Here is a 24,570-nt window from a genome sequence, read left to right on the forward strand (position 1 = left end):
TGTGTTCAGACATAAAATTCGTCATGTCGGCCAAGACCAAGTGCATACACTAAGAAGAATGACAGCACAGCGTCTATACCGCAAAGTATGAAAGGAGGACGTTGAACAATGAAAGTTGGATTTATCGGGACTGGCAGCATGGGAAGTCTGCTAATTGAATCTTTTATTCATTCGGACGCACTCAAACCGCAGCAAATATTAGCAAGCAACCGAACGTATTCCAAGGTAGCCGAGCTAGCCCGTCGTTATCCAGGTTTGCATGCAGCTCAAAGCAACCGTGAGACGGCAGCGGAAAGCGATATTCTATTTATCTGCGTGAAGCCGCTGGAATCAAAAACCGTAACGGATGAAATACGCAACGTCATTACAGAAGAGCAGATCGTCGTTTCTATCACAAGTCCAGTACAGATCCGTATTTTGGAGCATGCACTGAAAGCCAAAGTGTCCAAAATTATTCCGAGTATCACTCACCAGATTGGAAGCGGAGTCTCACTATGCATCCATGGAAACCGGATTACAGAGGAGGATCGCTCCCTTCTGGAAGAGCTTATGTCCCACATCAGCAGGCCAATTCGGGTTAAAGAGTCTCATACACGGATCACATCGGATTTTTCGAGTTGCGGCCCTGCTTTCTTGGCCTTTTTTATGGACCAGTGGATTCAAGCCGCAGTTCAAGCTACGGGTATAGACCGTATGGAACTATGTGCATTGGCCGGTGAAATGATCATCGGTACTGGAAAGCTGCTTACGGAAGGCGGGATGACACCAGCCGAGTTACAAGCAAGAGTAGCGGTTCCCGGAGGGATCACCGCCGAAGCTCTCGCATTGTTGGACATCAGCCTGCATAGTGTCTTCCCTGAGCTAATACGAGCCACGCACAACAAGTATGAAGAGGACATGCAAAAGATAGATGTCTCCTTCGGCCTAAAGCCGATTAACCGGCAACAATATTAACCAGCTTACCAGGAACAGCAATTACCTTGCGAACCGTTTTACCAGCCAGTGCTTCCTGAACGCTGTCCAGCGACAAAGCAAAGGCTTCCATCGCTTTGGCATCAAGATCTTTGGCAATCGTTGCACGCTGTACAATTTTACCATTCATCTGGATGACAATTTCCACTTCAGCGTCTACCGTCCATGCTTCATCATAGGCAGGCCAAGCCGCGTACGTAATGCTCTCGTTGTGTCCCAGCAGCTGCCACAGTTCCTCGGCCAGATGCGGTGCAAGCGGAGACAGCATTTGCACGAAGTTTTCCATCGCTGCACGCGGCAGAAGGTCTGCTTTGTATGCATCATTGGTGAAGATCATCAGCTGGCTGATTGCTGTATTGAAACGCAATGCGTCCAGGTCCTCGGTTACCTTTTTCAGTGTTTTATGCCAGGTGCGTTTGAACTCATCACTACCGCCGTCATTTTTAATTTTTTCGTTCAGGCTACCATCCTCGGAAACAAACAGGCGCCATACGCGGGACAGAAAACGATGCGCTCCCTCAACCCCATTCTCATTCCATGGCTTGGTCGCTTCCAGCGGCCCCATAAACATCTCATAAATACGCAGCGTATCGGCGCCAAACGTATTTACAATATCGTCAGGATTGATGACATTACCGCGTGATTTACTCATTTTTTCATTGTTGTTGCCCAAAATCATACCCTGGTTGACCAGCTTATAGAAAGGCTCTTTAGTTTCCACTACGCCGATATCATACAGTACTTTGTGCCAGAAACGGGCATACAGCAAGTGAAGAACCGCATGTTCCGCTCCGCCAATATACAGATCAACAGGCATCCATTCGCGCTGTTTCTCTTTGGATACAAGCTCTTTATCATTTTTCGGATCAATAAAGCGCAGGTAGTACCAGCAGCTTCCTGCCCATTGCGGCATCGTATTTGTCTCACGACGTGCTTTCATACCTGTCTCAGGATCAACGATTTCTACCCAATCTGTCGCATTCGCCAGCGGGGATTCACCTGTACCTGAAGGCTTGATATTGTCCATCTCTGGCAGTACGAGCGGCAGTTGATCCTCAGGAACCGTTTTGATCGTTCCATCTTCTAGATGAATTACTGGAATCGGCTCGCCCCAATAGCGTTGGCGGCTGAACAGCCAGTCACGCAGACGATAGGTAACTTTGCCCTGTCCTTTACCCTCAGCTTCGAGCCATTCGATCATTTTCGGAATAGCTTCCTCATTGGTGAGTCCATTCAGCAAGCCTGAATTGACATGCGGGCCATCCTCGGTGTATGGCTCTTTGTCCACGTCTCCACCTTGAACGACCTCAGTAATTTTCAATCCGAACTTCTTAGCAAATTCCCAGTCACGTGTATCATGACCCGGTACTGCCATAATTGCACCTGTTCCGTAGCCTGCTAGTACATAGTCAGCAATCCAGATTGGCAGCTTTTCGCCGTTCACCGGATTCACTGCATAAGCTCCTGTGAATACGCCTGTTTTGTCTTTGGCCAGATCCGTGCGCTCCAAGTCGCTTTTCCGAGCAGCTTGTTCACGATACTGTTGTACAGCGTCCTTTTGCTCAGGTGTAGTAATCATATCCACCAATTCCTGCTCAGGGGCCAGCACACAGTAGCTTGCGCCGAACAGCGTATCTGGACGGGTTGTAAATACTGTGAGTTGCTCGTCATAGCCTTCAATTGGGAAATGAACCTCTGCACCGGTAGACTTACCAATCCAGTTCCGCTGCATATCCTTAATACTCTCGGACCAGTCCAGCTCCTCCAAATCATCCAGCAAACGATCCGCGTATTCCGTAATTTTCAGCATCCATTGACGCATTGGTTTGCGGATAACCGGATGACCGCCACGCTCGCTCTTACCGTCAATTACTTCTTCATTCGCCAGGACTGTTCCCAGTGCTGGACACCAGTTAACAGGCACTTCAGCTACATAAGCGAGACCGCGCTTATACAGCTGGATGAAGATCCACTGTGTCCATTTGTAATAATCAGGATCAGTTGTGCTGATTTCACGGTCCCAGTCATATGAAAAGCCAAGTGATTTGATTTGACGGCGGAAGTTGTTTACGTTCTTTACCGTAATTTCGCGTGGGTGCTCACCTGTATCCAAAGCATGCTGCTCGGCAGGCAGACCAAAGGCGTCCCAACCCATCGGATGCAGTACGTTGTAGCCACGCATTCTTTTATAACGTGAAACAATATCTGTAGCTGTGTATCCCTCCGGATGGCCTACATGCAGACCAGCTCCAGACGGGTACGGAAACATATCCAAAGCATAAAACTTCGGTTTGCCCGGCTCTTCCCCAGTGCGGAACGTCTTGTTCTCATCCCAATATTTTTGCCATTTTGGTTCAATACTTTGCGGTTGATAGCCGTGCTTCGGCTGTGTGTCTGTCATTGTCTTTTCCTCCTCAAACGGTATGCAACAAAAAAACCTCTGCATCCCGTAGCGTGTCAGCGCTAGGGACGAGAGGTTATATTCCCGTGGTACCACCCTAGTTAGCAGAAAGCGTTCTTCGCATTCTACTCCCTTTGCACCTGATAACGGAGGTGATCCGATGCATGTTAATAACAGAATGCTAACACCGATATAGTGCTTTCCTGCGTTGGACGCATATCTCCGAGGTGAGTTCGCTTTGCACTGTCAACCGGCTTGCACCACCCGCCGGCTCTCTACATGTCCAGTCAAAACTACTATTCCTCATCAGCGATTGTTTAACCGTTAATAATGGCACTATTATATTGAAAACCGCGAAAAAAGTCAAATAAAGACTACATTTGATACTAAACCCCATCTTCATACTAGTTGTCCATGACACATGAATACGAATGTTTTATAATAACTCCAAGTTGCAATAATTCAAGTTGAGATGAGATAAGAAAGGTGAGCTGAGACATGGCACAGATTAAAATTTTCGGAATCAAAGAAAAGCTAAATCCGATCAAAAAGCAACTTTCAGAGGTAATTCACTCTGCCGTGGTGGATGCGTTCAACTATCCTCCAAACAAAAGGTTTCATCGTTTCTTCCCTATGAATCATGAAGACTTTATATACGCCGATGGTCGCTCCGAGGCGTACACCATTATTGAGATCAGTATCTTTGAAGGCAGAACGACAGAAGCTAAGAAGCAACTCATCAACCTGTTATTTCAAAGAATTAACGAACTTTTGGGGATTTCTCCACAGGATCTTGAGATTACTATATTTGAAACCCCGAAACAGAATTGGGGTATTCGGGGTGTACCAGGTGATGAACTTCAGCTGAACTATAAAGTGAATATATGAGTGCAAAAAGACGCCCTTCATGACTTCATGAAAAGCGTCTTCTTTTTCTATATTAGGCCAATGATTCCTGGCTATTTTACAGCGACATAAAAAAGTCTCGCCGCGTCATCTTCTGCTTCTACCCATTCAAAATCTGCATATACCTTCACATCACGAAAACCCGCTTTGGACAATTCTGCCTTCATCCAGTCTGGATCATAAGCACGCTGTACATGAATTTCCTCAAAACGCTGGTACAGATCGCGTCCTTCATGTTCTGCTCTCGCAAAGATACTGAGATGATGCTCAATTTCACAACGTGGAGTGTCCAATGCGCATGTCCAGATATACGAGATAGAGCGTTCATCCAGTACGAATGGTTGTTCTTCATCATAACGCAAAAAAGTCTGGGGGTGATGTACATCAAACAGAAAGGTTCCACCAGGCTTCAGACCAGTATACGTTCTGCGGAAAGTAGAAATGATATCTTCTTCCTCAAGTAAATAATTCAGGCAATCGCAAAAAGAAATGACAGAATCCACGGGCTCCGGTAAAATCCATTCTCGCATATCCTGCTGTATCCAGCGAACGCTTCCCTCACGAAACAATCGCTGTCCTTGAGGAGTGGTTTCCATTTTGCGACGGGCTACTGCCAGCATGTCAGAGGATAAATCGATGCCAGCCACCTCGAAGCCCGAGTTAACCAGTGGAATCGTAATTGAGCCCGTTCCGCAGCCCAGCTCTGCCACTGTATGTGGCATACCGTATCGATCCCAAGCCTGCCGTGCAAAGCGCAACCAGTCCGGGTACGGCATGTCCTGCATTAGCTCATCATACACATAGGCAAACTTGCGGTAAGAAGCCATCTTTTATTCCCCATTCCCGTCCTTCGGTTTAGGCATTGTCTCCACCAGGTAGGTCCAGTTTTCTTTTTGTGTAACCAGTCCTTCCTTCATCAGCTTGCCCATCGCACGCTTGAAGGCGGATTTACTGATACCAAACCGTTGTTTGATAATATCCGGCGGCGTTGCGTCAGAATATGGCATGCCGCCACCCGGACGTTCCTTCAGAAATGCAATTAACCGATCCGCATCCTCATCACGGCCTACTTCCTTGCGTGGCGACATCGCCAGATTGACCCGACCATCTTCGCGAACAAGCGTGACCCGTACCTTAACCTCCTCGCCCAAGCGAAGCATGCGGTTACGTTCCGAGGAATGAATCATCCCTATTGCACCAAATCCAAGCACACCCCCGTCCACCAGGACGAATGTGCCCATCTGAAGCGGCTTGTACACCGTCGCCTGCACCCATGTATTAAGCCACGAACTAGGAGCATGGAAGCACAATGGAGCCAGTTCCTGCTCCCCTGCCAGCTTAGCTCGCAGTCTGCCTTGTTTGTCATGCTCCATAATGGCATACACGTAGTCACCCACACGAGGATGCAGATCCCGGTTTTCTGGCAACTCACGAATCGGCAGCAAAAGTTGACGACCCAGTCCCATCTCCAGGAAACATCCCAAACGCGGATGGACATCGGCCACCTCGAGCTTTGCCATTTCTCCCAAAGACAAGAACGGTTTTTTCATAGTTGCAGCCAAACGGTCCTCTGTATCGTGGAAGATAAATACCTCCAGTCGTTCACCCACCTCGATTTCACGAGTCAGCTCCGTATAATGCAGCAGCACATCCTGCTCGCCGACGGTAAGGAAGTAGCCGAAAGGCGATACTTCACGATCCACCATAATGGTGACATAAGTACCAGCGATCAAACTCATACCTTCTCCACAACCTTAGCATCCGACCAGAGTCGTTCAATGTTGTAATATTCGCGTTCGTCGCGATGGAAGACATGCACTACAACATCTCCCAAATCCATTAGAACCCAGCGAGCAGAATCCATTCCTTCGATTCCTTTGATGGCTACACCTTCATCATGAGCGCGTTTGCGAATTTCTGTTACAATCGCCTGTACTTGTGTATCCGAATTACCGTGGCAGATTACAAAATAATCCGCGACTAGCGATACTCCACGCAAATCCAATGCTACAATATTCATTGCCTTTTTATCATTAGCGGCCTCAACCGCCGTTTGCATTAATTTCTCATTCGTTAGGGTCATTCATGAACCTCCGTTTTTTTCTGTTTTAGCTGTTGAATCAAGTCATTGCGCGACAAGACCGTCAGCGGAAAAATAACCTTTTGCTTTTCCAGCAACAATGAAATTGTAGAGTCAAATCCAGCAATAAGGCCCTGCTCCAAACTTTTCTTTGCCTGTTTGCGGATATGTTCAACCCCGGGGAAATCCCGCCCTGGTTCGATGTAATCAGCCAAACACACGACTTTGTCCAGCAGGCTCATACCTACACGTCCTGATGTATGCCAGCGGATCGCATTCCTTATTTCCGGATCATCCACTCCATAATCTCTTGCTGCAACGCAGTACCCTACCTCTGAATGCCAGAGCTGCTTGTCATGCTCCAATAGCTCCTGATCACATTCAGGATAGTTACGAATCACTTCTTCCATCTGTTGAACAGGCCAATATTTCGCCACATCATGCAAAATAGCCGCCAGTTCCGCCTTATCCGGGTCTGCTCCATAACGTTTTGCAAGCTCCACAGAGGTATGCATAACACCCAGCGTGTGTTTCCAGCGTTTTTCAGGCATCTGACCAGATACGGCTTCCATTAGCTGCTCACGGCTGTACTTCATACAAACCGCCCCTTGTAATATAGTCATGTACACGATCAGGCACAAGATAACGAATGGTACGGCCTTCTGCAGCACGCTCCCGTATATCCGTCGAAGAAATGTCCACCACTGGCATATCTGCCAGCAGTACCTTGTCCTGCAAATAATGTGGCAACTCATCCAACGCAAGCTGGAAGCCTGGTCGCCGCACCCCAATAAAACAAATCCGCTGCGCCAATTCCTCAATTCCCTGCCAATGAGGCAAGTAGTTCACCATATCCGCACCAATAATAAAATAAAAATCTACAGCAGGATGCAGCTCCTGAAGCTTCTTGATCGTGTCAATGGTATAGGATACCCCCCCGCGAAGCACTTCAATATCCAGCACTTCAAAAGCAGGATGACCCGCCACCGCTTCACTTGTCATCTCCAGACGCTCCTTGCCGCTTGCCCCCGCTTGATGCTTGTGCGGAGGAATATGAGAAGGCATAAACCATACTTGATCCAGCTCATAGGCATCTCTTGCCGCTTCTCCAGCTAGCAGATGTCCAATATGAATCGGGTCAAATGTACCACCCATAATACCGATTTTCATAATTTTCTCCCCGCGTATTATCCTCTAGGCAACTCGATTTGCTTATGATCACGAGATTCCTTGTACAAAATAATGGTGCTTCCAATAAGCTGTACAAGCTCGGAACCCGTCTCTGCTGCCAGTTCTTCCGCAATTTCATGTTTGTCGTCCAAACAGTTGTTCAAAATTTGTACTTTCATCAGCTCACGCTTTTCAATCGCATCATTGATATGACGCATAAGATGCTCATTCGTACCGTTTTTACCTACTTGAAAAACCGGGTCCAAATGATGCGCCATCGAGCGCAGATATCTTTTTTGTTTACCTGTCAACATGTATATTTAACCCCTTCGTCGCCACATATGCAATGCGGCATTTCCATAATTTTAATGTATAATCCGACTTACGACAGGCTTCTCAGCACGGCCGCTCTCATTTGGTCTACTGCAGGGGCCACCCCCGTAAAATACTCAAAAGCCACTGCCCCTTGGTACACAAACATGCCCAAACCTCCATGTACAGTGCAGCCGCGCTGTTCACGGCTTTCGCGTAAAAGTCTCGTTTCCAGCGGGTTATAGATCAAATCACTCACAATGATTCCTTCCGGAATCAGACTCGTTTCCACTGGAAGCTCATCAGATAAAGGAGACATTCCCACCGAGGTTGTATTAATCAACACATCCACTGTCGTGAGCACATTCCTAGCTTCCTCGTTGGAATAGCCCATTACTGGAATTGCTTCTGTCGTCCACTCCAATGCCAGTTGTTCAGCTTTGTCACGTGTTCGGTTCAGAATAATGACCGATTCAGGTTGCTCCTCCAACAGGGCATGAATCACGCCCCGAGCAGCCCCACCGGCTCCTAAAACAGCAATTCTTGCACCCTTTAACTCGACAGAAGTCTCTTCTTTGAGGGAACGCACGTAGCCAATTCCGTCCGTATTATAGCCCTTGAGCCGCCCATTGTCATTCACTATCGTATTGACAGCGCCAATGAGCCTGGCCCCTTCATCAATCTCATCCAGATATTTCATAATCTCAACCTTATGGGGAATCGTCACATTGACTCCGCGGAAATGCAAAGCACGAATCCCCTTCACGGCATCCTCCAGCTGATCCGGTGTGACATGAAGAGGTACAAAATCTCCATCAACCCCCGCTGCCTGTAAAGCTATTTTATGCATAAGGGGCGATTTGGAGTGCTTGATCGGATCACCCAATACGCCCAATAGTACAAGATCTCGTTCGATCGCTCCAGACTCCCCGCTGCTCATCGTTGTTCTCCCCCATATTACAAAATATTAGGCCGCTCAAATACATGAATGGCGGCAGGAACCAGGTTGTGTTCCTTGCCGCCCTATCACTTGGTTACAGCATTGTTAAATCAACGCAGGCCGCAAAAGCACACGGACTCCCCGAGGAGCATGAACCGCTACCAGAGCTCCGTTCTCGCTATTTACCCTAATCCATCCCAAACCGGATATATAGATGTCCGATGGAGATTTGCGTGGAACACGGAACTCATGTCTGGTCCATTCCGGCATCTCTGCCAATTGATCGCGTGTTGGCGGAGACAATAACTCCCCGGCATGATCAGCGAACAACTGATCAGCTCGCTCCAGCTTCGTACGATGTATTTTAAGACCACCGTTAATGTAGCAGGTAAATGATTGGTGCTGACCATCTACAAAATCAAATCGGGCCATACCGCCGAAAAACAATGTTTGTCCGGCATCAAGCTGATATGCAGCAGGCTTCAGCGGCTTGTCCGGCATAATTGCGCTCAAGTCCTGGCGGGAGACGATTTCACTGAACCGCCAAGGGTACACAATACCCGGAGTATCAATAATGTGCTTGCCGTCGTCGAGCGGAATATTCACCATATCGAGTGTAGTTCCTGGGTAACGGGATGTTGTGAGTTCCTGCTCCATATCGCTGTAATCACGAATCAAGCGGTTAATGAGCGTGGATTTACCCACATTTGTGGCTCCGACCACATATACATCGCGGTTACCACGCAGTTCAGATACCACATCCAGCAGACGGTCAAAGCCCTGATTTTTTTTAGCTGAGCACAGTACGATTTCTTCCGTACGTAGCCCTTGCTCCTTCGCTTGCTTTTGTACCCAGTTACGTACCTTGTTCCAGTTTGTCACCTTAGGCAACAAATCGGTCTTATTAACTGCCAGTACAACCGGATTCGAGCCTACAAAACGCTGTAGACCGGAAATCAAGCTACCTTCAAAGTCAAAAATATCTACAATGTGGATGACGAGCGCATCCTTGTCCCCAATCTGACTAAGCAGCTTCAAAAATTCATCTTGATCTACCGTCACCGAAGACGTTTCATTATAGTTTTTGATCCGGAAGCAACGCTGACAGATGACTGGTTCGCGAGTTAATAATTTTTCCGGAATATATCCCGGAAGGTCCGGGCCAGTGGTCTGCATGACGATACCGCAACCACTACATTTGACGGCAGTTCCGCCGTCAGGTCTTTCAGTCATTCTTCTTTTCCTCCTCAAGCCATAAGCCTTTCTTACGTAACCTTGTGAGCGCGATTCGCTCCAACCGTCGATTAAATCGGGTCATGACTCCTTCATCATGAATGGATATCGGTAGTACCAGAACGGTATGCAATCCCATTCGGTTGCCTCCCAACACGTCCGTCAACATTTGATCCCCGACCATAATAGTCTCTTCCGGAGTAAGCCCCATCATACGAATGGCTCTACGAAAGGACGAGTTGGATGGCTTCCGGGCGGCATGTATAAATTCAATGTCCAAAGGCGTAGCAAACACGGATACACGGTCCATATTGTTATTAGACACGATGACAAGCTTAAAACCCGCCTGTTTGACCTTTTCAAACCAGGCCACCAGCTCGGGAGTTGCGTTCGGCGCTTTTGCACCAACCAGCGTGTTATCTAGATCCGTAATAATGCCGCGATATCCTTGAGCATACAAGCCTTCAAGATCAATATCAAAGACGGTATTCACCCGTAATTTGGGCATCAGCATTTCAAACAACGTCGGTCACCTCAGTTTCATACGACAAACTATACCATATTACTATGGTTTAGTAAAAAGCTATCCGCAACAAACGGACAGCTTTTTACTAAACATATAGATTAAGATTAAAAATTGCGGCATCAAACCCAGTAAAAACAGACTAGCCTTCATCCTTCTGATCAGGCTTTGCTCTTCGTCCAGCCCATCGTTTCATCCAGGGTCCCTTCTGCAATAGGGAGGCTTGCTGGCGAACACTACGCCAATCCTCCGCGGTTACCGACGAAGGACTATAACGCGCTTGTTCAAAGCGTCCTAGCAACTGATGTAAAATCGCAGCGCGTTCCGGTGCTTCTTGTGACCATCTATCGACTGATTCCCTCAGTGTCTCATGGCTGGCACGGACAAAGCCTTTCCTTCGCATGTACCGTAACCAGTGTTCAGTTTCGACGACCACCTTTTCATCCGGGGTCAGCGGCTTACCTGTCCGTAAACGCAGCAGGTAAAAGTGAATGTCTGCCCGATTACGCCAGATGATATAAGCTACCCACAGCAGAAGAATGGCAACAGCAGAGCCTATGATTACAGGATGAATCTTAAATCCTTCCCCTGGATCCATCTGCGGGGCCTGCTCAGGCTGCTCTGGTTCTGGTTGATCTTTGACCTCTGGGGCGTCTGGAGTGTTTGAATCCTCCTGCTCCGTAAGCAACGGCATATCAAAGCCGGGCGTAGCTTCTACCGGAACCCAGCCATATTCGCCTAAATATACTTCTGCCCAGGAGTGAGCATCCGCATTTGTCACGGAGTAAGAGGACATACTTTCGTCACCATCGCCCGTTGTTGCATCATCGGAAAATGTCTGCTGGCCAGGTGCATACCCTTTGACCCAACGAGCTGGAACCCCAACGGAGCGAGCCATCATGACTAATGAAGTGGAATAATAATCGCAGTAGCCCTCCCGAATCTCAAACAGAAAGGCATCCACGAAATCCCTGCTTCTTTTCCGCGAAAGATCCGGATTATTCGTATAGGCATAATTTTGCTGTAAATACTGCTGTAGCAATCCGACTTTTTCATACGGCGTTTTGGCCGTTGACGTTACGTTCCGAGCCAAATCACGAACCCGCTGCGGCAATTCGTCTGGAATTTGCAAATAGGCTTCCTGTTTGCTTTTTCCATACAACTCATTAAAACTTTTTGTACGCAGTTCTTTCTCAGGGATTACAGGAACATGAGATACCAAGGTATACGTTTTAGGATAAGCAGTTCTTCGTGAGGATGGATTCCAAAGAAGTTCTGCCTGTTGCGGGTTCCAACGCAACCCGTTTGCCCGTGAATCTCTATCCACCGATTGGACACGATGCACCGAATAGGCACCAAACAGAACCGGGTAGCTCTGATCATTTTGCATTGTAACGGTCTGTACGACTTGTTCAGTAGAATGCCGCGTTTCTTGTGTGTTTTCAAGCTCAGCGGTCATCGGCACCTCATTTGGCGTTAGATCATCGTTCCCACCGTCACTCCAGCCTGTACCGGAATAGATTCGTTTTGTTTCTCCCCGCCAATAGCTTCGCTGATTAGTTGTGATGGTCATAACGGGCGAATAATCAAAATTAAAACCTCCACCCAACCGATTATCCTGGCGACTATAACCCGATGCAGTGTTCATGCGCTGATTAAGCGCCCCAGATCCATTGGTGGTTCCGGCGGTGGTTGAGCTGATACGCTGGGTCCACGCTGTATAGGGGTCCGTCAAAGCAGGCTGCACCTCGGGCATATTCACACCCGCCATAATAATAAGCGCAAAAATGACAGCAATATTGGCCGCAATTTTATACGGATAACGCCGAATATGCTTCCATCCTTGAGGATAATGCTGACGAAAATACTGCAAATGCTGTGTCACTAGCCATCCCATACCAGCAAAGACGATCCAGGCAACCTCCTCCCACAGCACAGTTGGTGTGAAGGAATCAAGCACCGCCAGAGCTGCGATATTAATGCCCACAAAAACTAGAATCCGCTGCTTCGTTGTAACGATGAGCGGCACCATTTCAATAACTAACCAAGCAATGAGTGAAAACCAAACATAAGGAGACATGTTAGATATAAATTGATCCAGACGATTGGCTACCCCACCGAAGGGGATAATGATGGAGTAAGACACTAATGTCCGATACAAAATAAAAAACAGCGTTACCGCCTTAACGACAAATTCAATCCATGGACGGAATGGTAGTAAAATCTTCACCAGCGCCAGCATTGTAATGGTCGTCAGTACAAGTGCTCTTGTCTCTTCCAGCCACAATTCGGAAGCAAAAGACACCCATTGCATGGCAATAATAATAATCCACAAGAAAGTAAAGGCGAGGGCCCAGGAGCTCTTTAACGATTGTAACCAGGTTTTCATTGTGTCCCTCCCCCCATTACAGCCGGGAGCTCTTCGAGGCTCTCAACATCGTAGCCCTTAATTCCCCTTGCACGAAGCATGCTCATCCACTTTTCAGCTTCTCCCTGGGCAGAGCCTTCCCCGATATAGACGTGGCACGGGGTCATCCCCCGCGTATCAGCCCAACGAAGAAGTTCCAGTGCCTGATGATCCTTCAGCGGACTAATCAGTATAAAATAACAGCCTTGCGGAAATTGGCGCACACAGCTTTCTACAGCGGTCATCAAGCTGCCTTGCGAAGTGGTGTGGATGTCTACCAAGTGATGCATCATTCGTTGTCGTTCCATCGTCTGCTCACTTGGCTGAAAAACAGTCCCCTTCTCTCCAGCTGTACACAGTCCGACCCCCATCCGCTCCCGTCCACCATATTCCAGCAATGAAGCAGTAGAAGATACAGCTAGCTCAAACTGATCGGCGTTTACATAATGGTTTGTTTGTACGTCGAGCACAAGCATCGTTTTGGGAACGGTCTCATGCTCAAATTCCTTGGATTTCCAACTGCCTGTACGAGCCGTCGCATTCCAATGGATGCGTGAAAACCGATCTCCATATACATAATCCCGCACGCCGTTGATTTGTGTCGTTTCACGACGCGTTCGAGTTTGAACGGTCTGCGGTCCAGACATCCTTGAACGGCGATCATTGATCTGCCAGTAGGGGATAAATACCGTTCGGGGGAGCACCCGAAATTCACCACGTGCATTCAACCTGCCCTTGTGCTCCAACAGGCCAAAGATGTCCTCGCTCACACATTCGGTTTCCTCAAAATAGTAGCTTCCTCGTTCTAAAGCAGGGGTTTGAAATGTAAGCTGGCCGCCCCCTTTCATACTGGGGATGACACTGTCTTCAAACGACCAGGATTCCCCCGTATGCCGCTTGAGCACCTCGCGAACAATGACATAGGGTAACGGAAGAAAGCCCGGAATGCTCAGACTGAGCTTTACGTGTACCTGATCTCCCGCATGCAGTAGTTCCCCGAACTCCGAGCCTTGCGAAAGCTGCCGATGGCCCTGAACGCGACGAACTCCACTCAGACCAACCATCCACAGATAAACGATTAACAGCGTAACCATTGACAACAGCATGACCGATGTTTTGCCACCCTGAAACAACAAATAAAGCAGGCACACCACCCATATAAGCAACATAAGCCAGATGCGACCTGATAGCCGGGGAAGCCTGCGCTTCCTTTTGACCATGTTCATTCCCTAAGAACGCTCCATTCGTACGGGTACATGAACCTGTCGGAGAACGGACTGCAGCACGGACTGGGCGTTGGAGCTATCGAGGCGTGCTTCGGGACGAAGCAGCAAACGGTGCGTCAGCACATAAGGTGCCAGTGCCTTCACATCATCAGGCAGCACATAGTCACGCTTATCCTGAAAAGCGTATGCCTTGGCAGCCATGACAAAAGCAAGTGCGGCGCGTGGACTAGCTCCGAGCAACACGGATGGATGTTCCCTCGTCGCACGCACAATATCGAGTAAATAGGACGTCACCGCTTCATCCATATAGATATCTCTGATTTCCTGCTGGATGTCAGCAATCTGTTCCATATGCGCTACAGCCTCCAGACGGTCTGCTGGCTGGCCCGTCTGATGATGAAGCAGCATGTTTCGCTCCGTCTCCAAATCAGGATAGCCCAAGCTGATTTTGAGCATAAAACGATCTAATTGTGCTTCCGGCAGCATATAAGTACCTTCAAAATCAATTGGATTTTGAGTGGCACACAGCATAAAAGGATGAGGCAACATATGAGTGTCCCCATCCACCGTCACACTTCGTTCTTCCATAACCTCCAGCAGAGCTGACTGGGTTTTCGTCGTCGCCCGGTTAATTTCGTCTGCCAGTAAAATGTTAGTCATAACTGGACCCGGACGGAAATAAAAACGCTCGTCCCGTGGATGAAATATAGATACCCCTGTAATATCGCTCGGTAGAATATCAGGATTACATTGAACGCGGCGATAATCACCACGCATGGATTTAGCAAGAGCCTTGATCATTTGCGTTTTCCCCGTACCCGGAACGTCCTCGATCAGAATGTGTCCACCGGCCAGCATAGCCGTAAGCAGTAATTTTATTTCAAAGGATTTCCCTAATATGCATGATTCCAGATTAGAACGTATTGCAGATACAATCTGCACAGATTCTTGACGCACGGGCATAACTCTGTAAACCTCCTAGATAGCAACATGTTTCCTATTATTGTACATGAAGGTGGACATAGAGTACACTTAACTCCCTGCCCATATTATTCAAGCTCCATCTTCTCTTGCACGTACATGTTTTTCGGAACAGTCAAAAACCCTTCGGCTATCAAATCCGAAGGGTTGATTGTATACAGTTTATTTTACTTTTGTCCTATTGTAGCACCCTGCTTTTATATGCTTCCTTTTGGACGAACAAACAAACATGCCAGAAAAGAGAAAATAATCGCCGAGGAAATCCCTGCACTGGTCAGACTAAAGATCCCTGTAATGACACCAAGCCATCCGTCCTTTTCCAATTCGGTTAATGCACCGTGTACGAGTGAGTTACCAAAGCTGGTAATTGGAATCGTCGCACCCGCTCCGGCAAATTTGATAAGCGGATCATATATTCCGACAGCGTCCGCAATTGCACCTGCTACCACCAACGTACTCATTGTGTGTGCCGGAGTCATTTTGATAACATCCATCATCAACTGACCCACGACACAAATGGCACCGCCTACTAAAAAAGCCCATAGAAATATCATACTTTTCCTCCCGCTTCAAAAGCTACAGCATGTGCAACACAAGGAATGCTTTCACCCTGCTGTGTAGTCAAAGGAGATAATAACGCCCCGGTCGCCACGACCAGCACCTTTTGTAGTTCTCCCTTTTCGATCCGCTTTAACAGATGCCCATAGGTTACAACAGCCGAGCATCCACAACCACTTCCACCTGCAATGACCTTCTTTTGCTTATTGATGTCGTAAATCAGTAAACCGCAATCATTAAATTCCGTTTGATTCATATCGAATCCATCTTTTTTGAGCAGCTCTTTGGCAATCGGCAGCCCTACAGAGGCTAAATCCCCTGTTACAATAAGATCATAGTAGCCTGGGTCCCTGCCTGTATCTCGAAAATGAGACAAAAGCGTGTCCGCCGCCGCTGGAGCCATGGCTCCGCCCATATTAAAGGGATCTTTAATGCCCATATCCATTACACGCCCAATGGTAGCACAATCCACCACCGTCCCTGACTTCGCATGTCCCACAATGGCCGCACCGGAACCGGTAACAGTATACTGGGCTGTGGGGGGCTTCTGTGCTCCATATTCATTAGGATAGCGGAATTGCTTTTCCACGGTACAGTTATGGCTGGTTGTACCCGCCATTACGTAGTCGCCCGCCTCTGAATCCACAATAAGTGCTGCTAAAGCCAAGCTTTCCATCGACGTTGAACAGGCTCCAAAAACGCCTAAATAGGGAATAGCCAGCTTGCTAGCCGAAAATGAGCTGCTGACAATCTGATTCATCAGATCACCACTGATGAAAAATTGCACTTCCTCTTTGTTTAAATTGGAATTAATTAACGCAAGCTCTGTAGAATGCTCAATTAATCTTCGTTCCGCCTTTTCCCATGTTTTCTCGTTTATTTCGATATTGTCATAAATATAATCGAAATCTGTGGACAACGGCCCCTCTCCTTCATCCGGGCCTACAACAGTTGCACTACCAATGATGCGCGGTCTCGACTCAAACTTCCAGGTTTGTCCTCCCTGTCTTCTCATAAGTGGTTGCCCCCCACACCGAGGATCGCGTATATAACGCCTACGATAAATGCGGCCACAACACCGAATACGACAACTGAGCCTGCCAGCTTGAACATATTTGCGCCCACTCCAAGTACCAATCCCTCGGAACGATACTCCAATGCAGCTGAACACATCGAGTTCGCAAAACCTGTAATCGGTACAGCGGTTCCCGCTCCTGCCCATTGGGCAATCTTATCGTAGACCCCGATGCAAGTTAATATAACAGACAACAAGATCATCATGGATGCAGTCGGTGCCGCAGCCTCTTTGGCGGGAATATGCATACCTGCCATAAAGGCTTCCTGGATCGCCTGCCCAATCACACAGATGACGCCTCCAACCAGGAAAGCACGCACACAATTGGCAAATACTTTTCTGGAAGGTTCATGCTTTTGGGAAACACTTTGATAGTCTTTCTCATTTATGGACAACGGCGACGAATTGGTACGAAAACCGCGCTGTCCTGACTTAGCTGGCATCATTCACCACCCCTTATTCGTAAGTTCCGCGCTTGGCGGTTCAGATTGCTTGGCTCCTTAACATTATGAGCTTTTAGGGGAAATGTTATGTCAGGAAAATGATATCGTGGACATTCCGTACAAATCCATTCATACTGAATACATGACGACCACTGGTTAATTAATAAGGAGTGAGGTATACATCATGGAAGCAAAAACATTGGAATTGTTTAAAACCTTAACAGAGTTCCCTTCTATTCCTGGACATGAGCGAGAGCTGCGGGCATGGGTTAAAGAACGAATATCCGGTTATACGGATGAAATCGTGCAGGACCGTTTGGGCAGTCTTTTTGGTGTGCTACGCGGGCAAGAAAGTGGACCACGTGTAATGGTCGCAGGACATCTGGATGAAGTTGGTTTTATTGTGAATGGCATTACGGAAAATGGAATGATTCGTTTTCAGCCGGTTGGAGGCTGGTGGAGCCAAGCCATCATGTCACAACGTCTTCAAGTATTGACCCCAAATGGCCCAATCATTGGTGTAGTTGGATCTGTCTCACCACATTTGCTTGATGAAGCGCAACGCAGCAAGCCGATGGACATCAAGCATATGTACCTGGATATCGGCGTAGACAGCAGACAGGAGGCGCAAGATCTGGGGATTGTACCCGGAACGGCTATTGCCCCGATCTGTGACTTCACTCCACTTGCGAATCCCAAAAAAATCATGGCTAAAGCATGGGACAATCGATATGGTGTAGGCCTGGCGCTTGAGCTGTTGGAGGCATTACATAAGGAAAAGGACCAGCTTCCCAATACATTGTATGCAGGAGCTACTGTGCAGGAGGAAGTGGGACTGCGCGGTGCGCGCACAGCTGCCAATCTGATTCAGCCGGATATTTTCTTCGCACTGGATTGCAGTGCTGCCAACGATATGGGTGGAGATCCGAATGCATACGGACAGCTTGGTAAAGGAGCACTGTTGCGGGTATTTGATCCAGGTATGATTACTCACCGCGGGATTGTGGAGTATGTGCAAGATATGGCCGATACCCACAAAATCAAGTACCAATATTTTATCTCCACTGGGGGAACGGATGCTGGTCAAGTGCACTTGAGCGGAATTGGTGTGCCATCCACCGTCATCGGCATATGTGGACGGTACATCCATACTTCCTCGTCCATTATTCATACTGATGATTATGATGCGGCCAAGGAACTGATCATTAAGCTGGTTCAAAATCTGGATCGCACAACGCTGAATACCATTATTGAACGAGCTTAAGAAGTAACAGAGAATAGGAAGCTATAAAAAAACAGTCAAGACACATACAACGTGTACTTGACTGTTTCTTTAATAGAAGAAAAAATAGAAGATTCAAATTAAATGTTTGTACCGAAGTAAAGCAATAACTACAAGTACAGCTGTTAAAGTAATACAGATATTTTCTACCTTTGTTCCCTTCCGGGTTCCGGTACTCATTAATCTAAATCGTAGCTTCCATTTGAATGGTGGCAAAGGCTTAATCCCGTTATTCGTCAAGGAATCTGCCAATAAATGCAGTAAGTACGCTATCCCTCCAGCCAGCCATATGCTATCGCCATGCAAACGTGTCGTACCATAAAGCAGCGCGGTCCATGCTACTGTGCCATACACCGTGTGCGTCAATCCTCGGTGCGGAACAAGCGTACATATGATCAGCAGACACCCGGCGATATAATTCCACGGTGCATATGATTCCCCATACCAGGCTAGGCCGATACCAATTAGAAAAATGATAACTTTACGCATAGACCGTGAAGGCATAAAAGAAGCGCTGATCATCAGCAAAGCCAAAACAAGATTCCAGGGCGGCGGAGCCAAACGGGTGAAAAACACCCAACCCGCAGCCCCAATCATTAGAAGCTGTACGAGTCTAAGCATTTTGTTCGGTAACGCACGGCTAACAAGCATGGAGTTAGGCTCGTCAATATCCGGTAGCAATGAACCAACCACAGAGGCTGCCACGGCAGCCGGAGTCACTTCGTATCCACTTAAGGCTAATACCGACAGGGAGACCCCGGTTCCAATAATTAAATGGGCTCTTCCCATCATGATGCATAACATCCTTTCGTTGCAGCATACACAGAGTCGACATCACTCTATTTGAATCAGCATGATTCGATTGTATACGACAATCAAAACGAGAACAATAGTTCGCTTATTCTATTTAAAAGACTTCATCCAAAAGTCCTAGTTTCGCCCCCATTACTTAACTCTCCCCTTATTTTTTATCTGTACAGCCATTTCTTAAAAAACACCCCATATGGCCTATAGGTAGGTCGATAAATATTTCCAACATTTTCTTTTTGCCTCAAAGTCCTATTGTACAATTTGGAATATTAGGTAATATAGTGTTTATATTTACTATATAAATCTATTAAATGAACAAGGAGGAAATGATTATGCGAGAAAAATATCTGTTTCGAAAGTTCAAAACTATCGGTCTGACATCGTTGCTAAGTGTCGTATTGTTCGCCCTGCCCGCTTCAGCTGCTTGGAATGATACATACACCGGGTACGCCACATATACAGGATCAGGTTACTCTGGAGGAGCATTACTGCTTGACCCTATCCCTTCTGATGCCAAAATTACAGCGCTTAACCCCACACAACTGAATTATAACGGAATCAAAGCCGCATTAGCTGGAGCCTATCTAGAAGTTCAAGGCCCCAAAGGAAAAACGACCGTCTATGTAACAGATTTATATCCTGAGGGTCCGAGTGGCGCACTTGATCTATCTCCGAATGCCTTCAACCTGATCGGCAATCAAAAGGATGGAAAAATCAATATTTCATGGAAAGTTGTCAAAGCTCCGGTTAGCGGCAATGTGTCTTACCGCATTAAAGAAGGCAGTAGCCAATGGTGGGCAGCCATTCAAGTACGCAATCATAAATATCCGGTCTTAAAAATGGAAGTCCAACAAAACGGACAATGGCTCAATCTCGAAAAACAGGATTACAACCACTTTCTGGGTACTAACTTAGGAAAACAGCCTCTGAAAATACGGATTACGGACATTCGCGGTGTCGTACTGAACGACACCATCCCAGCTCTAGCCGAAAATGGCACAGGCCAAGCCTATATCGTTAAAGGTAATGTTCAATTTCCAGACTGATTGAATTGCCGCCTCATCTTTGCTTCTTTTCATTTGAACCAATAAAACCGACCGGGAACCGACGCAATCCAGTTTGCGTATACGTGTTCTCGGTCTTTTTACGGAAAAATCATTATTTTTCACAAAGAATCGGTTTGTTCACTGTCCTGTTCATAAGATCATACGTATAATGAATACATAAATAGGGTGTACTTTACAGCTACGTGCACACAGACAGGAGGCCTGTTCATATGAGCAATTTCAAAAAGCATCATAAGCTACACAGCAAATTGCTGGTCAGCATTACGTTATGTATAACACTAACATTGTTGGTATCCACCACTGTATATTATTTCTACTATATCCGCGTGGAAAAGGAGCAGGCGTTCGAAGCCAATCACAATAGCTTGACGTTGAGAAGCAAAGAGGTCATCAACATGACATCTATTGCTCAATCGTTGGCATTCCAAATGTACCGCAGCAGTACCCTATCCAAGCTGTTGTATTATCCCAAACCCAATGTATATGATGTAACCGCTGCCATGACCGAATTAAATAATTATCTTAACTCCATGCCGTATATTGAATCCATTTATGTGTATAACCCTAAAAGTGACACTTTCTACATTGCGTCATCACAAGGCCAAAACGGGTTATTCAGCAAACATGAACTGGCTGATACAGATATCATTCGCGTGCTCGATCATTATCAGGACTACAAACCCTTTACGCCTATCCCACGTACGTATCCGTTGCTGTCTGCCTCAGACTCCGGGGCTGGCCTAGAGCAAGCAAGCCCAGACATCGCAGCCTATACGTATTTATGTTATGACGCAATCAACTCGAACGAAGCGATAAATTCGGCAGTGATTGTGAATGTATCGGCGGCCTGGATGAACAAGGAAATGGCGGCGAGCCCCATCTCAGGCGGGACCGCTTATATTTTAGACGATCAAGGCAGACTGTTATCTGGGACGACGTTGACAGACGAAGCTTTGAACGAAAAAGAACAGCTATGGCTGCATACCAGAGTCAAAAAACAGGAAACAGGCTATTTTGTAGAAGAATTTCATGGTAAAAGATCACTGATTTCCTATACTTCCCCGGATGGACTAGGTTGGCAGTATATTAGTGTCACACCGTATGAAAGCGTTATCAAAATGGCGAGTGTTATTCGTAATGCCATGGTACTGATCGCAGCCATCATCGGAATGGCAGGATTTGTGGCTTCCTGGCTGCTGTCCAAAATGTTGTATACGCCTATTGGCCAAATTGTTGTGCATATGAATTCACTGGAATCGGAAAAACGCAACAGTATGTATACGATCCGGCAAAACATTTTACGGAATGTGATTAGGGGAATCCGAAATCTTCCTGCTGGTGAAGAACCGGAACGACTGCGCGAGCTCGGGATTACGTTCCAGTTCGACAAAGACTATCGCCTTGTACTCCTGCGCATAGATGAATATGCCCGATGGCAAAGCGAGCGTGGACCTGATCTGCTACCCTACAAGTTTGCAATCATGAATATCGCTTCCGAAATATGCGGGCAGACATACCGGGTGGAAACCGTTGATATGGATGAGGATAGCGTCCTGCTGATGCTCAATATTCTAGACCCCGCCGAACATACAGACACGGTACTACTGGAGACCCTATTACGCCAAATACGTGAAGCTTGTTTTGAATATTTGAAGCTGAGTGTATCACTAACCTACAGCGCGATTACCAGTCAACCAGAACGGCTACATCTGCTGTACCGCCAGGTAGAGAACGCATCTATGCACCGTTTTTTTCAGGGTCATGGCTGTATTATTAATGCACGAAACACTACAGATGAAGATGTCCAAAATACTTATGTGTATCCATCGGATAAAGAAAAAAAATTGCTGGATACGCTGCTATCTGGTCATACGGAGGATGCGCACCGGATGTTCAAAGATCTGTTGATGCATATGGAGAAATATCCGTTTTCCTCTGTTCGGGTGGCAATATCCCGGCTCATCATGAGTGTGAATAATGCCGTTCGGCATATAAGTGAACTCAATGGATTTGCTATCGAATCTAAACCTGAATTACCATCCGCAGATCGATTAGAGACCGCCGAGGATCTTATTGATCATTACCAATTAGTCTTTGATCAGATTCGCTCCAGTCTAGCGGAAAAACGAAATACGAAGCAAGAACGCTTGGTGCAACAGATCAATGAGCGAATGGAACAGGCCTATACAGATCCTAATTTCTGTCTCAATCAGATTGCGGAAGAGTTGGATTTGTCTCCAATTTATGTAAGTAGGCTTTATAAGCAACAAACCATGTCTACCATCGTGGACGTCATCCAGCAGCTCCGTATTCGCAAGGCCTGTGAGCTGCTGGAACAGACCGACTGGTCAGTGGCTGACGTGGCAGAACAAACCGGGTTTGCGAGTAGCTCTTATTTCCACCGTATGTTCAAACGTAGCTTGGGCGTGACGCCCACAGATTTTCGCCGTTCTAAAGCGAATGCGCAATAGGTAACATCAAAAAAGCAAGCCTCCAATTTTCTGGAGACTTGCTTTTCTGCTTTGTATCACTGCTCTTATGTTTTACTTGATCCCCTTCTCCTTCACATAGGCTTTCCATTGTTTTGTATATTCGGTTTGAATTTTCTCTAAGCCAGCTTGGTTCGCCTTTTGCATGAAGGTCTCAAGACCTTGATCAACGTTGTCGATCAGTCCAGCTTGGAGCGGGTACAGGTATTGCTTCTCAACCTGTTCCAACGCTGCTTTTTCTGCTTGGTAGGTCGTATAATCCTCTGCAAAGCCGGTAAACAGGTCAGGCTTCTGGATTTTATCCAGCTCAGCAAAAATCTTCTTCACACGGTCAAAACCTGAATCAAATAACATGTATTCCGGGTTACGCCAAGCCCAGCTGTTCATACCTTCCCGTGAAAATCCATTCGTACTACCGCTACCTATCATTTGATAGTAACCATCTTTGACTTCGTAGTTTTTGCCTTCGATACCATATTGCGTAAGCAGGTTATAGCGTTTGTCTGTCACCAGCTTCTCATAAAAGGCCAATGCGCGGGCTGGGTTCGGGCTGCTTTTTGGAATTGCAAAGCCATTATGAATCGGATGCACCGGAGTTGCATAACCCGTTGTCAGCGGGAATGGATAGTACTCAAGCTTCCAGTCCGGGTGGGATGCTTTGAGCTTAATGACCATGTCATTAAAGCGGGTTGGATTGTCGCCGAAAATACTCGCTGCTTTACCAGAAGTGACTTGATCCTGAAGCGTATCTTTTACGTTTAATACGTTTTTAGGAATGAATCCTTTATCAGCCCAGCGTTTGTAAGTATTCAGCTCTTCTTTTTGTTCATCTGAGCCCCAAAACTTATATACCTCTGTTGGTTTTTCATATTTGATACCAATGCCATAAGGCAAAGCACCCACACTCTTTGTTACTAATTCGGTATATCGATCATGCAGATTTCCCTTGATATCGCTGTTCAGAGATAAGGTTTTCATATTTGGTTCATGCTGACGTATCCCATCCATATAAGCCTCGTAACTTTTGATATCGGTCGGTTTAGGCAAATTGTACTTTTCGCGTAAATCCTCACGCCATACAAAACCGTTTGTGACATATTCTTTATACGTGCCAGGTACAGTATAAATTTTGCCTCCGATTTTAACCCCATCCCACATATCCTGAGGTACAAATTTTTGCAAGGCAGGTGCGGCCTTAGGCAGCAGATCGTCTAACGGCAGGAATGCGCCCTTCTTGGCATAGGCCTGATACTGCGTCCAATCTGCTGTGAAGATGAGGTCGATAGGCTGACCCGAAGACAATAACAGCTTATATTTTTGATCCCAGTCGGTCCACGTCGTATAGTTAAATTTGACGGTGGCATTCAGATCTTTTTCTGCCAACTTATTGATCTCTGCCTCAATGGTAGGCAGATCCTTAGGAGCATCACCCAGCATATAAAATTGCAGCTGTACTTTTTGGGATTTATCATCCTCTCCATTTGCTTTTTGTGCGCTGTTTCCGCTACCGCCTCCACATCCAGCTAAGAGCGCCATGATGACCATTACTGCAATCAGGATGGACATGCGTTGTTTTCTTTTCTTTGTGAATGTCATGTGAATCCTCCCTTTGAAATGGTAGTCCGTTTTAATAAAACGCTTACAAAAAGTGCTGCTTGGATGGCACGCCGTCAGCACGTCATGCCATCACAGCTC

23 protein-coding genes and 1 other annotated feature are annotated in these 24,570 nt (G+C 46.9%); of the genes, 5 read left to right on the forward strand and 18 right to left on the reverse strand.

The features are described 5' to 3' along the window. Nucleotides 1–108 precede the first annotated feature (108 nt). A complete protein-coding gene (gene comER / locus PPM_RS17945; protein WP_013372194.1) occupies nt 109–954 on the forward strand; it encodes a late competence protein ComER in 846 nt (281 codons plus the stop codon). On the opposite strand, the gene leuS is transcribed toward comER, so the two are convergent. Beyond that, nucleotides 935–3,373, reverse strand: a complete 2,439-nt coding sequence (leuS, locus tag PPM_RS17950) for a leucine--tRNA ligase (protein WP_013372195.1) — start codon at nt 3,371–3,373, stop codon at nt 935–937. The genes comER and leuS overlap by 20 nt on opposite strands. Before the next feature lie 61 nt (nt 3,374–3,434). Then, nucleotides 3,435–3,692 (reverse strand) — a binding site (T-box leader). A 179-nt stretch (nt 3,693–3,871) separates the two neighbouring features. Between leuS and PPM_RS17955 the strand changes: the two genes are divergently transcribed. Further along, nucleotides 3,872–4,261: a tautomerase family protein gene (locus PPM_RS17955; RefSeq protein WP_013372196.1), complete on the forward strand. Its 390-nt coding sequence runs from the start codon at nt 3,872–3,874 to the stop codon at nt 4,259–4,261. A 71-nt stretch (nt 4,262–4,332) separates the two neighbouring features. Here PPM_RS17955 and PPM_RS17960 read toward each other — a convergent pair whose 3' ends face one another. The 15 genes from PPM_RS17960 to spoVAC form a co-directional block, all read right to left on the reverse strand. Beyond that, nucleotides 4,333–5,106, reverse strand: coding sequence for a class I SAM-dependent DNA methyltransferase (locus PPM_RS17960; RefSeq protein WP_013372197.1), 774 nt, complete (start codon nt 5,104–5,106; stop codon nt 4,333–4,335). Nucleotides 5,107–5,109: 3 nt separating this feature from the next. Next, entirely contained in the window at nt 5,110–6,018 is a 909-nt protein-coding gene (locus PPM_RS17965; RefSeq protein WP_013372198.1) for a S1 RNA-binding domain-containing protein, read from the reverse strand. Beyond that, a complete protein-coding gene (rsfS, locus tag PPM_RS17970; protein ID WP_013372199.1) occupies nt 6,015–6,362 on the reverse strand; it encodes a ribosome silencing factor in 348 nt (115 codons plus the stop codon). The genes PPM_RS17965 and rsfS overlap by 4 nt, the downstream gene beginning before the upstream one ends. After that, nucleotides 6,359–6,955 (reverse strand): bis(5'-nucleosyl)-tetraphosphatase (symmetrical) YqeK, encoded by a 597-nt coding sequence (gene yqeK / locus PPM_RS17975; RefSeq protein ID WP_013372200.1) that lies wholly within the window; start codon nt 6,953–6,955, stop codon nt 6,359–6,361. Before yqeK ends, rsfS begins: the two co-directional genes overlap by 4 nt. After that, nucleotides 6,939–7,529 (reverse strand): nicotinate-nucleotide adenylyltransferase, encoded by a 591-nt coding sequence (gene nadD, locus PPM_RS17980; protein ID WP_013372201.1) that lies wholly within the window; start codon nt 7,527–7,529, stop codon nt 6,939–6,941. Before nadD ends, yqeK begins: the two co-directional genes overlap by 17 nt. 17 nt (nt 7,530–7,546) lie before the next feature. Beyond that, nucleotides 7,547–7,843 (reverse strand): ribosome assembly RNA-binding protein YhbY, encoded by a 297-nt coding sequence (yhbY, locus tag PPM_RS17985; RefSeq protein WP_013372202.1) that lies wholly within the window; start codon nt 7,841–7,843, stop codon nt 7,547–7,549. A gap of 68 nt (nt 7,844–7,911) precedes the next feature. Beyond that, nucleotides 7,912–8,781: a shikimate dehydrogenase gene (gene aroE / locus PPM_RS17990; RefSeq protein WP_013372203.1), complete on the reverse strand. Its 870-nt coding sequence runs from the start codon at nt 8,779–8,781 to the stop codon at nt 7,912–7,914. A gap of 105 nt (nt 8,782–8,886) precedes the next feature. Next, entirely contained in the window at nt 8,887–10,014 is a 1,128-nt protein-coding gene (yqeH, locus tag PPM_RS17995) for a ribosome biogenesis GTPase YqeH (RefSeq protein WP_013372204.1), read from the reverse strand. Further along, nucleotides 10,007–10,537: a YqeG family HAD IIIA-type phosphatase gene (locus tag PPM_RS18000; protein WP_013372205.1), complete on the reverse strand. Its 531-nt coding sequence runs from the start codon at nt 10,535–10,537 to the stop codon at nt 10,007–10,009. Before PPM_RS18000 ends, yqeH begins: the two co-directional genes overlap by 8 nt. A 142-nt stretch (nt 10,538–10,679) precedes the next feature. Next, nucleotides 10,680–12,926 (reverse strand): transglutaminase domain-containing protein, encoded by a 2,247-nt coding sequence (locus PPM_RS18005; RefSeq protein WP_016324567.1) that lies wholly within the window; start codon nt 12,924–12,926, stop codon nt 10,680–10,682. After that, nucleotides 12,923–14,170 (reverse strand): DUF58 domain-containing protein, encoded by a 1,248-nt coding sequence (locus PPM_RS18010; protein WP_016324568.1) that lies wholly within the window; start codon nt 14,168–14,170, stop codon nt 12,923–12,925. Before PPM_RS18010 ends, PPM_RS18005 begins: the two co-directional genes overlap by 4 nt. A gap of 3 nt (nt 14,171–14,173) precedes the next feature. Continuing rightward, nucleotides 14,174–15,133, reverse strand: a complete 960-nt coding sequence (locus PPM_RS18015) for an AAA family ATPase (RefSeq protein ID WP_016324569.1) — start codon at nt 15,131–15,133, stop codon at nt 14,174–14,176. Between the two features lie 215 nt (nt 15,134–15,348). Continuing rightward, nucleotides 15,349–15,705, reverse strand: a complete 357-nt coding sequence (gene spoVAE / locus PPM_RS18020) for a stage V sporulation protein AE (protein ID WP_013372209.1) — start codon at nt 15,703–15,705, stop codon at nt 15,349–15,351. Beyond that, on the reverse strand, nt 15,702–16,724 hold the full coding sequence (gene spoVAD, locus PPM_RS18025; protein WP_013372210.1) for a stage V sporulation protein AD: 1,023 nt from the start codon (nt 16,722–16,724) through the stop codon (nt 15,702–15,704). The genes spoVAE and spoVAD overlap by 4 nt, the downstream gene beginning before the upstream one ends. Further along, nucleotides 16,721–17,227 carry a stage V sporulation protein AC gene (gene spoVAC, locus PPM_RS18030; RefSeq protein ID WP_016821646.1) on the reverse strand — a complete coding sequence of 169 codons (507 nt, stop codon included), beginning with the start codon at nt 17,225–17,227 and terminating at the stop codon, nt 16,721–16,723. The genes spoVAD and spoVAC overlap by 4 nt, the downstream gene beginning before the upstream one ends. A gap of 184 nt (nt 17,228–17,411) precedes the next feature. Between spoVAC and PPM_RS18035 the strand changes: the two genes are divergently transcribed. Next, nucleotides 17,412–18,491 carry a M42 family metallopeptidase gene (locus PPM_RS18035; protein ID WP_016324571.1) on the forward strand — a complete coding sequence of 360 codons (1,080 nt, stop codon included), beginning with the start codon at nt 17,412–17,414 and terminating at the stop codon, nt 18,489–18,491. A gap of 93 nt (nt 18,492–18,584) precedes the next feature. Here PPM_RS18035 and PPM_RS18040 read toward each other — a convergent pair whose 3' ends face one another. Next, entirely contained in the window at nt 18,585–19,301 is a 717-nt protein-coding gene (locus PPM_RS18040; protein ID WP_016324572.1) for a metal-dependent hydrolase, read from the reverse strand. 350 nt (nt 19,302–19,651) lie between these two features. Here PPM_RS18040 and PPM_RS18045 point away from each other — a divergent pair, with 350 nt between their 5' ends. Beyond that, entirely contained in the window at nt 19,652–20,365 is a 714-nt protein-coding gene (locus tag PPM_RS18045) for an expansin EXLX1 family cellulose-binding protein (RefSeq protein ID WP_016324573.1), read from the forward strand. A 230-nt stretch (nt 20,366–20,595) separates the two neighbouring features. Next, nucleotides 20,596–22,857 carry an AraC family transcriptional regulator gene (locus PPM_RS18050; protein ID WP_016324574.1) on the forward strand — a complete coding sequence of 754 codons (2,262 nt, stop codon included), beginning with the start codon at nt 20,596–20,598 and terminating at the stop codon, nt 22,855–22,857. Between the two features lie 72 nt (nt 22,858–22,929). On the opposite strand, the gene PPM_RS18055 is transcribed toward PPM_RS18050, so the two are convergent. Next, nucleotides 22,930–24,471, reverse strand: coding sequence for an extracellular solute-binding protein (locus PPM_RS18055; protein WP_016324575.1), 1,542 nt, complete (start codon nt 24,469–24,471; stop codon nt 22,930–22,932). Nucleotides 24,472–24,570: the final 99 nt, after the last annotated feature.

The sequence above is a fragment of the Paenibacillus polymyxa M1 genome (genome assembly GCF_000237325.1).
GTDB classification, from domain to species: domain Bacteria; phylum Bacillota; class Bacilli; order Paenibacillales; family Paenibacillaceae; genus Paenibacillus; species Paenibacillus polymyxa_C.